Origin of the sequence: Phocaeicola coprophilus DSM 18228 = JCM 13818 (assembly GCF_000157915.1) — a bacterium.
Lineage (GTDB): Bacteria > Bacteroidota > Bacteroidia > Bacteroidales > Bacteroidaceae > Phocaeicola > Phocaeicola coprophilus.
On the sequence record NZ_EQ973643.1, the window covers coordinates 14,896 to 27,051 of the forward strand.

10 protein-coding genes and 1 pseudogene are annotated in these 12,156 nt (G+C 48.4%); 3 read left to right on the forward strand and 8 right to left on the reverse strand.

Features of this window, described 5'->3' with window-relative positions; translation table 11 throughout:
* Positions 1–7 precede the first annotated feature (7 nt).
* Positions 8–1,510 carry a 4Fe-4S binding protein gene (locus BACCOPRO_RS08020; protein ID WP_008142611.1) on the reverse strand — a complete coding sequence of 501 codons (1,503 nt, stop codon included), beginning with the start codon at positions 1,508–1,510 and terminating at the stop codon, positions 8–10.
* Between the two features lie 148 nt (positions 1,511–1,658).
* Between BACCOPRO_RS08020 and BACCOPRO_RS08025 the strand changes: the two genes are divergently transcribed.
* The gene (locus BACCOPRO_RS08025; protein WP_040311379.1) at positions 1,659–2,552 is read left to right on the forward strand and encodes a 1,4-dihydroxy-2-naphthoate polyprenyltransferase; all 894 of its coding nucleotides are present in this window, start codon (positions 1,659–1,661) and stop codon (positions 2,550–2,552) included.
* Between the two features lie 14 nt (positions 2,553–2,566).
* Here the strand turns inward: BACCOPRO_RS08025 and ispF are convergent, their stop codons facing one another.
* The 3 genes from ispF to BACCOPRO_RS08040 are packed head-to-tail and all read right to left on the reverse strand — an operon-like array spanning position 2,567 to position 4,323.
* A complete protein-coding gene (gene ispF, locus BACCOPRO_RS08030) occupies positions 2,567–3,046 on the reverse strand; it encodes a 2-C-methyl-D-erythritol 2,4-cyclodiphosphate synthase (RefSeq protein WP_008142614.1) in 480 nt (159 codons plus the stop codon).
* Entirely contained in the window at positions 3,043–3,660 is a 618-nt protein-coding gene (locus tag BACCOPRO_RS08035) for a fumarylacetoacetate hydrolase family protein (RefSeq protein WP_008142615.1), read from the reverse strand. Before BACCOPRO_RS08035 ends, ispF begins: the two co-directional genes overlap by 4 nt.
* Positions 3,661–3,669: 9 nt before the next feature.
* Positions 3,670–4,323, reverse strand: coding sequence for a redox-sensing transcriptional repressor Rex (locus tag BACCOPRO_RS08040; protein WP_008142617.1), 654 nt, complete (start codon positions 4,321–4,323; stop codon positions 3,670–3,672).
* Between the two features lie 112 nt (positions 4,324–4,435).
* On the opposite strand from BACCOPRO_RS08040, the gene BACCOPRO_RS08045 reads away from it, so the two are divergent.
* Positions 4,436–4,774: a translation initiation factor gene (locus BACCOPRO_RS08045; protein ID WP_040311380.1), complete on the forward strand. Its 339-nt coding sequence runs from the start codon at positions 4,436–4,438 to the stop codon at positions 4,772–4,774.
* A gap of 240 nt (positions 4,775–5,014) precedes the next feature.
* Here BACCOPRO_RS08045 and BACCOPRO_RS08050 read toward each other — a convergent pair whose 3' ends face one another.
* The 3 genes from BACCOPRO_RS08050 to BACCOPRO_RS08060 are packed head-to-tail and all read right to left on the reverse strand — an operon-like array spanning position 5,015 to position 10,488.
* A complete protein-coding gene (locus BACCOPRO_RS08050) occupies positions 5,015–6,298 on the reverse strand; it encodes a TolC family protein (protein WP_040311381.1) in 1,284 nt (427 codons plus the stop codon).
* Between the two features lie 35 nt (positions 6,299–6,333).
* Positions 6,334–9,444, reverse strand: a complete 3,111-nt coding sequence (locus tag BACCOPRO_RS08055; RefSeq protein ID WP_008142623.1) for an efflux RND transporter permease subunit — start codon at positions 9,442–9,444, stop codon at positions 6,334–6,336.
* Positions 9,445–9,456: 12 nt separating this feature from the next.
* A complete protein-coding gene (locus BACCOPRO_RS08060) occupies positions 9,457–10,488 on the reverse strand; it encodes an efflux RND transporter periplasmic adaptor subunit (RefSeq protein ID WP_008142625.1) in 1,032 nt (343 codons plus the stop codon).
* Between the two features lie 212 nt (positions 10,489–10,700).
* Here BACCOPRO_RS08060 and BACCOPRO_RS08065 point away from each other — a divergent pair, with 212 nt between their 5' ends.
* Positions 10,701–11,615 carry an AraC family transcriptional regulator gene (locus BACCOPRO_RS08065; protein ID WP_008142626.1) on the forward strand — a complete coding sequence of 305 codons (915 nt, stop codon included), beginning with the start codon at positions 10,701–10,703 and terminating at the stop codon, positions 11,613–11,615.
* Between the two features lie 76 nt (positions 11,616–11,691).
* On the opposite strand, the pseudogene BACCOPRO_RS08070 reads toward BACCOPRO_RS08065, so the two are convergent.
* Positions 11,692–12,156, reverse strand: a pseudogene (locus tag BACCOPRO_RS08070) (translation elongation factor Ts); the annotation flags it as partial.

The window sequence follows — 12,156 nt, forward strand, 5'->3', positions numbered from 1 at the left end:
AACCACCTTACACCATCCGGTGCATCTCATGCCCTTCCACATAAATGGCACTGAACGGACGTGACGGACAAAGGTTTTCACAAGCTCCGCATCCGATACACCGTTCCACATTGACAGCCGGAATTTTCAAAGAATCCGGATTTCCCGGCTCGGAAGGAATCATCTGAATCGCTCCCACCGGACAATGACGGGCACAATTTCCACATGCTACCCCATCTGTCAATACCACACAGTTCTTCTTCACCCATACGGCATGACCGATCTGTGTAGACGACTTGTCTTCCACCATGATCGGACGGATTGCTCCGGTCGGACATACATCCGAGCAGCGGGTACACTCCGGCCGGCAATATCCACGTTCATAAGACATCTCCGGCTGCATCAGTTTCATCAGATCGGTGGAAGGACGGAGAACTCCGTTAGGGCAGGCAGACACACACAACTGACAGGCCGTACAGTGCTGGGCAAAATGACGGGCACTCCACGCTCCCGGCGGAACAATCGGTGTGTTCCGGTGAGGAATCTGCTTGTCTTCAATGACGGCCAGACCGCCGTCGACCTTCTTTTCCTGAGCCTTCAGTGTCGTTGCGGCAGCCAACAGAGCTGTCGATGCCAGGAAACTGCGGCGGGAATCATCTGCCGGTCCGGCCGGTTCTGTTTTCTCCACGGCCGGACGGGCAGCCTTCGCCGTCCGCAAACGGAAATGAAGAGCATCATGACGGCAGGAATCCAGACAATCCATACAAGCCACACACCGGCTGTAATCTATCTGATGATTTTTATAGTCGATACAGGCAGCCTTGCACTGACGGGCACAAAGTCCGCAGTTCCTGCACTTCCCGGCATCCAGTTCCGGGCGGAACAATGAAAAGCGGGAGAAGAAGCCCAATCCCGTCCCCACCGGACAAACCGTATTACAATAGGTACGTCCGTTACGCCATGCCAGCACAAACAAGACAACCACCGTAATGACAGCAATCAGGAAAGTAGGCAGACTTTTCAACCACACATCCGTTTCATAAAAGGCATAACTGTCTGCCCGTTCTGCCCAATAAGCCAGCAGGTTGTTTCCCCATCCGTATAAAGGAGCCAGCAAATTGGAAACAATCCGTCCGAAAGAGCTGTAAGGAGCCAGTAAAGCTGCTCCGGAACCGATACCGGCCACCAGCATCAACAGGAACAGAGCCAGAAAGCCGTAACGCCATCCTTTCTTTTCCGGAGAATAGGAATAATGATACTTCCTCTTTTTACCCCGTTTACCGAACCATGCAAAGAGATCCTGCATGACGCCCAAAGGACAGATTACCGAACAATACACCCGTCCGAAGACCAGTGTCAGCACAACCAGTGCTATTACAATCCCCACGTTCAGTGCCAGCACGGCCGGCAAGAACTGAATTTTTGCCATCCACCCCAGCCAGGTATGAAGTGTTCCTGTAAAATCCAGAAACAGCCCGGTGATACATAGGAAGAAGCAGACAGCCAACGTCAGTCTGATTTTACGCAACATAACCACTCCGTTATAAAATTCTTGTTATCAAGTCATAGTATACTGCAAATGTATGGATAAAAAAGCAATATACCGCCATCTAAATGAAGGAAAAGATGAAAAAACTCCGTACCTTTGTGGACTTTTTAATACAATAATCACTGAAAGTATGAACAATTCGATAAAACCCAATTCCTTTCAGGCATGGCTGCTGGCCATGCGTCCCAAGACACTGACCGGAGCCGCAATTCCGGTTCTGCTAGGCTGCGCACTGGCTTATATCTTCGGAAAATTCCAGCCTGTTCCGGCCTTGCTTTGCTTCCTGTTTGCCTTTCTGATGCAGACGGATGCCAATTTCATCAACGACTTGTACGACTATCTGAAGGGAACTGACCGGGAAGACCGTCTGGGACCGGAACGTGCCTGTGCGCAAGGCTGGATCACACCTGCCGGAATGAAACGGGGCATTGCAGTCACCACGCTACTGGCCTGCTGCGTCGGTCTGGGTTTATTAAGCTACGGAGGATGGGAAATGATTCCCGTAGGTCTGGCCTGTGTCGTATTCGCCTTTCTCTATACGGCCGGTCCTTATCCGCTGGCCTATCACGGATGGGGAGATGTACTGGTGCTCATTTTCTTCGGCTTTGTCCCCGTAGGATGTACCTTCTATGTCATGGCTCACAGCTGGAACACGGCAGTCTTTGTGGTTTCTCTTGCCTGCGGACTCATTATTGACACCTTGCTGATGGTCAACAACTTCCGCGACCGGGAGCAGGATGCAGTCAGCGGAAAGCGAACACTCGTGGTCCGCTTCGGGGCACGCACGGGGCTGCTGCTGTATTTTCTGCTCGGAATGGCCGCATGCTGGCTCTGCTTCTACTTTATCTGGCTGGGAAAAATTTATGCGGTCCTGCTTCCCCAGCTCTATCTGATACCCCATATTCTTACAACACAGAAAATGGCACGTATCGGAAAGGGAAAAGCCCTGAACCGCATTCTGGGAGAGACCTCACGCAACATGTTGCTTTTCGGTCTGCTCCTTGCTCTGGGACTGATTCTCTGAACTCCTCCGGCAAATCAGTCTTTTTCAATCAATACCGTAGCGTATGCTGAGATTCCTTCCTCCCGTCCGGTGAAACCCAGCTTCTCGGTAGTGGTTGCCTTAATGGAAACATCGTCCGCCTCAACTCCCATTACGTGAGCCAGTACTTCCTGCATTTCGGGAATACGGGCCTTCAGCTTGGGACGTTCGGCACAAACCGTCGCATCAATATTGCCTACCCGCCAGCCTTTTTCCGCAATCAGATCGACGGTACGGGCCAGCAGAATCTTGCTGTCAATATTCTTGAACTCGCCTGCCGTATCGGGGAAATGATAACCGATATCACGCATATTCGCAGCTCCCAGCAGGGCATCACAAATGGCATGGATCAGGACATCTGCATCTGAATGGCCCAACAGGCCCAGTTCATGTTCCAGACGAATACCTCCCAGCCACAATTCACGGCCCTCCACCAGCCGGTGGACGTCAAAGCCGAATCCTACTCTTATTTTCATCGTATATAAAAATCCAATACTTTATCGTTCTCCAAATAACCTTCCAGATGGTTTCCGATGCGGACCGGACCGACTCCGACCGGAGTTCCGGTGAAAAGCAAGTCACCGATTTTCAGCGTACAGAAACGGCTGACATAAGCAATGATGCGGTCAACCCCGAACAGCATGTCTGCCGTATTTCCCCGTTGTACCGTATTTCCGTCGATATCCAGATGGAAACCGATCTGCTGAATATCGGAAAAGCGTTCCACAGGCACCCAGTCACCGATGGCAGCCGAATTGTCGAAGCCCTTGCAGAGTTCCCAGGGCTTGCCTTCCGCACGGAACTTACGCTGCAAGTCGCGGGCCGTGAAGTCAATTCCTACGGTTACGGCATCATAATAGCGGGAAGCAAAGCGCTCGGCAATGTTCTTTCCCAACCGGCTGATGCGGACCACCAGCTCCGTTTCATAATCAACCTGCTCACAAAAATCGGGAATAAAAAAGGGCTTGCTGTCCTTCAGCAAGGCAGAATCCGGCTTCATGAAAATGACCGGTTCCTGAGGCAAGGCCTCATCTGCATGCAATTCCTGACAATGCAGGGAATAATTCATGCCGATCGCTATAATCTTCATAAGTATTTATTATTTCTTTAGGGTTTCATTCAAACGATTGAACATCACAGCCAGATGGGCATACAGCGAAGTGTTTTGCACCACAATATGCTCAGGCACCCGGATACGGAAGGGAGTAAAGTTCCAGACTGCACGGATTCCGCCGTCCACCATCCGGTCGGTCACCTCCTGGGCAATGCTGATAGGTACGGTCAGTACGCCGATACAGACCCCATCCTGACGGATACGTTCGGTAAACTCATCGGTGTGATAAATGGGAATCCCGTTTATACTGGTACCTACCAGTTCGGGATTGACATCAAACGCTCCCACAATCTCCAGACCGAACTGTGCCAGTCCCGAGTCACGAAGCAGGGCTCCTCCAAGGCTTCCCACTCCGAAAAGGTAAGCTTTATGCAGACGGGTAAATCCCAGAAAGTCTTCGAGTACACGGATCAGGGAGTCGATTTCATATCCGACACGCGTACGTCCGGAAATATTCACGAACGAAAGATCCTTGGCAATCTGTGAAGCATCTATATTGATCTGTTCAGACAACCGGGTAGACGAAATATAGCGTTCCCCGCGCTCACGCATCAGCTTGGCACCGGACAAATACCAGGGTAGCCGGCGAAGTGTCGGTTCCGGTATTTTCTCTATATTTTTACCTGAACGGGTAGTCATCTTTCTCAGCTTTGTCTATTCACTCGGTTGCAAAATTACGGTATTTATTTGGAATGCGGGAAAGAATGAAGAAAAAAAACGTACCTTTGCCTCCTGACAAAAAACAATGCTTATGAAACAAAATGACTGGAAAGACCGACTGAATATAGTTTATTCGACCAACCCCGACTTCCGTTATGAAACAGAAACGGAAGGAGAAGCCGAAACACCCGAGAAACGGGCCCAGAAGCTGCGCGTAAAAATAGAGAAAAAAGGACGAGGCGGAAAGACGGTCACCGTAGTCAGCGGATTCACAGGCCGGGAAGATGACTTGAAGGAACTGGGCCGTATGCTGAAAACCAAATGCGGTGTGGGAGGTTCTGTCAAGGAAGGGGAAATCCTCATTCAGGGAGAATTCAGAGAAAGAATCATCGAACTGCTGAAGGCTGACGGATATTCACAGACCAAATAAACGGACATCCGGAAAGAATCATCCGGACAATGTAAGGTGTTTAACAGGACAAAACTTTTGTTTCGGCCTATGAAAACAACAGTTTTCCCTAGACGAACCAAAAGTTTTCTGCTGGTGAAACTAAAGTTTCTTCCTAGTGAAACAAAAAGTTCCAGTAGGTGGAACAAAAAGTTCTTCCTGATGAAACTAAAGTTTTCTGCTGACGAAACTGTTGTTTCATGCAGGAAGAACAAACACATTTTATCGTCCTGTAGCCTGAAGATATTCACGCTTCTTGACTTCATACTGGGAATAAGCATCCACATACTGGTCACGACTCTGGCGATAAAGAGTCTGGGCTTCCAACAAATCGCTCATCGTACAAGTCCCTGCCGTGTAATAATCAGTATTCAGACGCAGGTTTTCCGTAGCCTGTTCTATGGATTCGCAGGCAATCTTCACCTGTTGGTAAGCGTTATTCAAATCATTCCAGGCCTGTTCCATCCGGATAATCAGGCGTTCACTCTGGTCCGTCAGCTGATTTTCGGCATTCTGCCATTGCAGCTTCTGTTTCTTCATATTGTGCGAACCGCCCCACCATCCCGAAAGAGGGACAGATACCGTGGCAAAGCCCATCCAGAATGAATGATCCTTATCCATCAGATTTTCATAGAAATAACCGCCTCCGATTGCTATCGTAGGAAGATTCTTGCCGACCGCCATCTTGTACTGAAGACGGCCGGACTTTACCTGTTGCTGAAGCAGGCCGTATTCCGGAGTCAACGGCAGGGAAGCCTGGTGATCAGTCCGGAGTGCCTCCGGATTCTCCGGAACAGAACCATCCAGACTGACCGACAAACGGATGCTGTCGGCAGGATGACCGATATACTGGGCCAGCAGATTCCGGGCAAGAGCCAGGCTATTTTCCAGATTGATACGGCCACTCTTCGTTTCGTTACGGCGCAGCTGCACCTGAAGCAAGTCATTCCGGTTGCTGACACCTGCCTTCACGGCAGCCTCGGCATCCTTGGCTATACCGGCCAACTGTTCTTCCACCGTCTGCAAAGTATGCAGCTTTTCTTCCAGCATGACTACCTGCCAGAAATAATTCTCCACCGTAAGCGTTACCTCATTTTCCGAACGGCGAAGCTGGAGACGGCCGGCTTCTATTCCGGTTTTCGCCAGTTTATTACCGTTTACCAGCTGACCGCCGGTAAACAAAGGCAGGGTAGCCGATACACCTCCGATGACTCCATTCTTCATCATCGACATCTCCATCTCGGGTGAAAGTGACATCTGCAGCAAACCTTTGTCAGCAATAAATCCGCTTCCTGCGGCACTTACCGAAGGGAAATAGCGGGTAAAAGCCTCGCTCCGGGTTTCTTGGGCAGCCTTCAGGTCATTGGCTGCATTCTTCATCCGGACATTATTTATCAAGGCTTCCCGGATACAATCTTCCAGTGAGTACGTCTGCTGGGCCTGTAAAGGCATCTGACACATTCCGGCAAGAACCAGCAGAAATGTATATTTCGATTTGAGTTTCATAATCGTTGTTGTTAGTTGAACATACAGGTATACAATCATTGTTTCTCCAAAGCATTCACACGCTTGCGCTTTTCGGTGGAGCCGCTGAAAAGCAGCAGATAAGCAACCGGAAGTACGGTCAGCAGGAAAATCATCGTGATCAGCGTACCGTAACAGATCACCGTTCCCATCGGCATCCAGAGTCCGCTCTTGCCCAGAATCATCGGGATTACCCCCATGGAAGCAGCAGCCGAAGTCAGGAAGATAGGCCGCATACGCCGGCTGGCCGAATGCCAGATGGCCTCACGTACATGCATTCTTTCCGTTTCACGCAGTTCCTCTGCATAATTGATCATGATAATTCCGTTACGGACAATGATTCCCATCAGACTGACAATACCCAGTACACAGGTAATACTGAATTCCACTCCCTGAATCAGAATACCCGCAGCCGTACCGAACAGGCAAAGAGCCATGCTCAGGAAGATCAGCGTTGCGATATTGACCCGATGGAAATGAAGCACCAGAATAAAGAAAATCATAAGGGCTGCCACCATCAGTCCGTTCATCACCGGCGGCATCTTATCCGCACTGTCTTCCAGATCTCCTCCATAGGCCAGCTGTACGCCCTGAGGCAAAGAAAGTCCATCCAGCTGCTGCTGAACCTTTCCAACAACCGCCATTCCATTCTCTCCACGCTGCAGGTCAGCCTGCACGGTAGCTGTCAGAATACCGTTGCGACGAACAATCTGTCCTACCTTCCATACCGGAACAATCTCAGCAACTTGCCGCAAAGGAACGCATGAAAGTCCTCCGGCAACCGGAATCAGTTCATTCATCAGGTCTTCATTAGTGGCATGATCAGAAGTTTCGCTCTTGATGGATACCGGAATATTGTCATCGCCTTCCCACACACTGGCGACCGGTATTCCGCTGCCATAACGGAGAGCAAGGGCTGTTTCAACCTGTATGTTGCTGATGCCCAACCGGCTTGCTTCGTCTTCCTTCAGGCGGATTTCCGCAGCCTGCAACGGATCACTCAGATCACTCTGAACCGTAACCAGTTCCGGCATTCCGCGAAGAATTGATTCAATCGTATCTACTGCTACCCGAATGGAATCCAGACTCTCGCCGCTCAACCGGACTTCCACCGGATAAACGGCCTCACTGTAACTCAGCTGCTTGAACCGTACTCTGGCATCCGGGAAATAATCATTGTACCGGGGAGCATACTCTTCCAGCAATTCCACCGTTTCCTTGATTCCCGTCGTATTGACAATGAACTGTGCATAATTGGTTCCTGCAATCTGAGGAGCATATGTAGTCTGGAAACGCGGTGAAGCACATCCCTTGAAGGAAGCTACGGATACGACTCTCGGATCCCGGCGAAGAATATGCTCCAGGCTGTCGGCAACCTCAGCAGTCCGGTTGACAGAAGCACCGGTAGGCAGGTAAATTTCTACGGCAAACTGATTCCGGTCGGCATACGGCATCAGCTGTTGCGGCAATTTACCCAGCAGAAAGGCTCCCAATACAATCGACAGAATCCCTGTTGCCAGTGTAGCCTTCGGCCAGCGGAAACAAAAGGCCAGCAAGCGGTCATAATAGACTTGCAGCATATTCAGGAAAGAAAATGCCGGCTTTCCGTCGGGACGCATCTTCTGGCGAATCGGCTTGCGGATAAAGTAGAACTGCATGAAAGGAACCAGCAGAGTGGCTACAACCAGCGAAATAGCCAGAATCAGTGTAATGGCCCATGGGAAACTCAACAGGAAGTCATGGATCATACCCGAAGTAGTGATCAGGAAGGGGAAGAAGGTAATACTGATGGCCATCGTAGCCGAGAAGATGGATTTGAAGAAATGCTGTGTACTCTCAATGGAAGCATGCCAGCGCGATACTCCTTCTCCGATCTTCTCCAGATAGCAGTCGATGATCACGATAGAGTTATCAACAATCATTCCCAGTGTCACAATCAATGCAGCCAGGGTTACGGTATTCAGTTCCAGCCCGAAAGCATGGAACAGGCCCAGTGAAATGAATATGGTAATCGGAATCGCGGAAGCTGCCACCAAAGCAACCCGCATGGGCAACAACAGCATCACGACAATAATTACCGCGACAATGGCAATTACCAGCTCATGCAGGAAGTTGGTTACACTGTCATCAACGACCTTGCTTTGGTCGGTTATCCGGAAAATGCTTACTTCCGAAGGCAAAGTCTGCTGAAAATCGGTCAAAACCTCATTGATATCCTCTCCCATCTTCACAATGTTCTGACCTTTCTTCATCTCGACACTGAGCATGATACACTTCTTGCCATTATTGGAAATATAGCTTTCCGGTTCCGGATATTCACGAACTACCCGTGCTACATCTTTCAACCGGACATTGCGCCCTTGCGGATCAGTATAGACAATCAGCTGCTGTACATCATATACCGTATTGAGCGATCTGGCTACATAGACCGGCTGCATATATGCATCTGTACGGACCCGGCCACCGGTAGTCGTAAAGCCTTTAGCAAACAGAGATGCCGCCAGCGTCTGGTCATTCAAACCATACCGGGACAGGCGAGCATTATCCAAATATACGGAAATCTGTTCTTTCTGTACGCCACTGACCGTCATACGGCCTACACTCGGAATACGGCGCAAACGGTCCTGCAAATCATCCATATAGTCATTCAGTTCCCGATAGGTTTTGTCTTCGCTCTCCATGGTAATCAGAAGAGCGGAGGTATCCCCGAAATCATCCATGACCTGAACGGCCAGTACATTCGAAGGCAACTGAGTCTTGAACGTCTGTACTCCGTGCTTGAACTTGCTCCAGAACTCATCTTTATTGTTCAGATCGTCATTCAGCTCCACCTGAATATAGACAATTCCGTCACGGCTTTTCGAGAACGTTTTTCCTTTCTTGACCTCTTTGTAACTGAATATATAGTTTTCCAGGGGCTTGGTAACCTGTTCTACCATCTCTTCCGCCGTATTTCCCGGTGCCACTGCCACTACGACTCCCTGACGGATCGTAAAACCCGGGAACTCATTTTTACGCATCTGCGGAAGACTGTAAATACCAAAAGCGACCAGACAGCACACCACCAGAATCACAATCTGCCGGTAATGCATGGCCCACTCCACTGCACTTCGTTTTTTCTTTTCCATAATCCAAACCTTTTACAATGAAATGTCTGACAATTTTGTATCATTACATACCTTCTGCTGGCCTTCCACAATGATCCGGTCACCCTGATGCAGCCCTTCCACCACCGTTACGCCTTCGGCCGTAAAGTCACCACAGGTAATCACACGCTTCTTTGCCTTGCCGTTGTCATCTACCCATACAAACGAGCGGTTCTTTTCATCAATCTGGACAATATGCGCCGGAATGACACACAAAATTCCGGCTTTCTGACTGTCCAGTCTCACTTCTGTAACCATCCCGGGCATAAGTTCTTTATCGGCTTCAAAGAGTTGTATCTTGACATCATATGCACGTGACAGAGCATTGGCCACAATACCTTTCTCTGCAATCCGTCCTGTATAGCGTTTTCCGTTCAAGGCCGGAACAATGATTTCCACCTCTTGTCCCAAAGAAACATGACCGACTTCTGTTTCAGGTACAGAGATCCGTACCTTCAGTCCACTGAGAGAAACCAGCTTGACAACCGGAACACCCGGAGCTACATTCTGACCAGCTTCTACATTCTTTTCTGCAATCACTCCGGAAAACGGAGCATACAGACGGGTATCTTTCAGGTTCTTGCTGGCAATTTCCTCCATTGAACGGGCCTGACGCAACTTACTTTGTACCTCTACCCATTGAATTTCTGGCAGACTTCCTTTGTCATGCAGTTCTTTCATACGGGAATAAGCATCTTCGGCCTGTTCCAGCGAAGCTTTCGCTGCTTCATAGGAACTTTGCATGGACAAAGGATCAAGTTCTGCAATTAATTGACCGGAAGTTACACGATCCCCCAGTCCCACGTGTAACCTTTTGACAGTACCCATGACGGCAAAACTGAGCGATGAACCTGTTCCTTCTTCTATTGTTCCCGAGAAACGGTGGACAACCTCCGCTTCAGAAGAATTCACTTCCACCACTTTTACCCTAACCGGCTCTACCGGTTTTTCCTGATTTTTCTCACCACTGCATCCCAATAAGCACAATGTAAGTGGCAATACAACAACATTTCCAGTCTTTTTCATACAAAATCCTTTTTTTTCGCGGCAAAGGAAATCTTTTCCAGGAAATTATCAGCACTCCATTCGGCCAAGGAAGTGTTCCATTTTTCTAAAGCAGCAGCGAATCGAACAATTAGAACACTTATTGGGAAATATCCATCACCGCAGATTGAAAGATATTCCGTTAATTTGCAATGTCAAAACACGGGAATATCCCTATTCCAAACAGACTTTATATGATGAAAAAGAACCAAAGATCTACAACAGAAGAAGAAAAAGCCGTATTTTTTGGGAATCAAGAATGTCCGGAAATCATGGAACAAATCACCCTCTACCAGGATGACCGCCTGGCAATCGTGGAAGATATCCATAACCTGAATCAGGATTATACAGCACGCATTGAGGCTTTCATTGCTTTGCTTTGTCAGCAAGGAAAGGGTTCTGTCTATATTGACGACCAGCAATATGAAGTCAAAGAAAATGATTTGCTGATCTGCCACCCCAACATCATTCTGGAGCGGGGAATGATCAGTGTAGATTTTAAATGTTGCGGATTCTGTCTTTCGCCTGAATACGTCAGACAAATCGGAGTTCTCAGCGCAGAAAGCTGGGATGCAAAACTATTTATAGAGAAACATCCCATCATTCCTCTGGTACCCCGGGAAGCCATTCTCTTTCAACAATACTATGATCTGTTACGCTCCAAACTGACAGCTCCTCCTTGCAAACATCAGAAGGAACTGATCAATTCCCTGCTACAGGCTTTTATGTATGAATTCCATGACACGATGGAAAGATATATAAAGGTAACGTCTCCGTCCTATACTTCAGGGGAAAAGCTGTTCAATTCATTCATTGCACAGCTCTCCTCTTCTTATCCCAAAAAACGTTCTGTCACTTACTACGCGGACAAATTAGCCGTAAGTCCCAAATATCTGTCTGCCATCTGCAAAGAAATAAGTGAGAAGACAGCCTCGGAACTTATCAATCAATATGTAGTAAAGGATATCGAGTATCAGTTAAAAAGAAGCAGAAAGAGTATCAAGGAAATTGCGAATGAGCTGGATTTTCCCAACATATCTTTCTTTGGGAAATATGTAAAACGCTATCTGGGAGTCTCTCCCAAGCAGTACAGGGCAGCACTGGATTAAAGAAGATAATATATCAATTAAAAAGCCGGACTAGAGATCAGCTCTCTGTCCGGCTTTCTTTTATGTGAAGAATAAATTATTCAGCACGCAGTGTGAAACGTTTGAAGTCAGCAACTGTCAGTTCTGCATCAGCAGCTTTCAGTACTTCAGCAACGGTCTTCTTCGGATCCATGATGCTTTCCTGATTCAACAGACAAACTTCTTTCAAGAATTTACCCAGACGGCCTTTAGCGATGTTTTCGATCATAGCCTGAGGCAAGTTTGCAGCCTTTTCAGCAGCAACGGTAGTCTTGATTTCTTTTGCTTTAGCTACGTCTTCAGCTGTAATCCATCCCTTAGCCATGTTGCTTTCCATGTGCTCTTCGCTATCTACGTGAGCAGGATTGATACCAGCTTTCTTCAAAGCAGCTTCAACAGCTTTCTGTACCTGTTCAGCTTTAGTCTTTTCAATAGCAACATTGATTTCTTCCTGCTTTACAGCTTCAGGAACACCAGCTTCATCAATAGCGATCGGGTTCATAGCTGCAATCTGCATACAGAT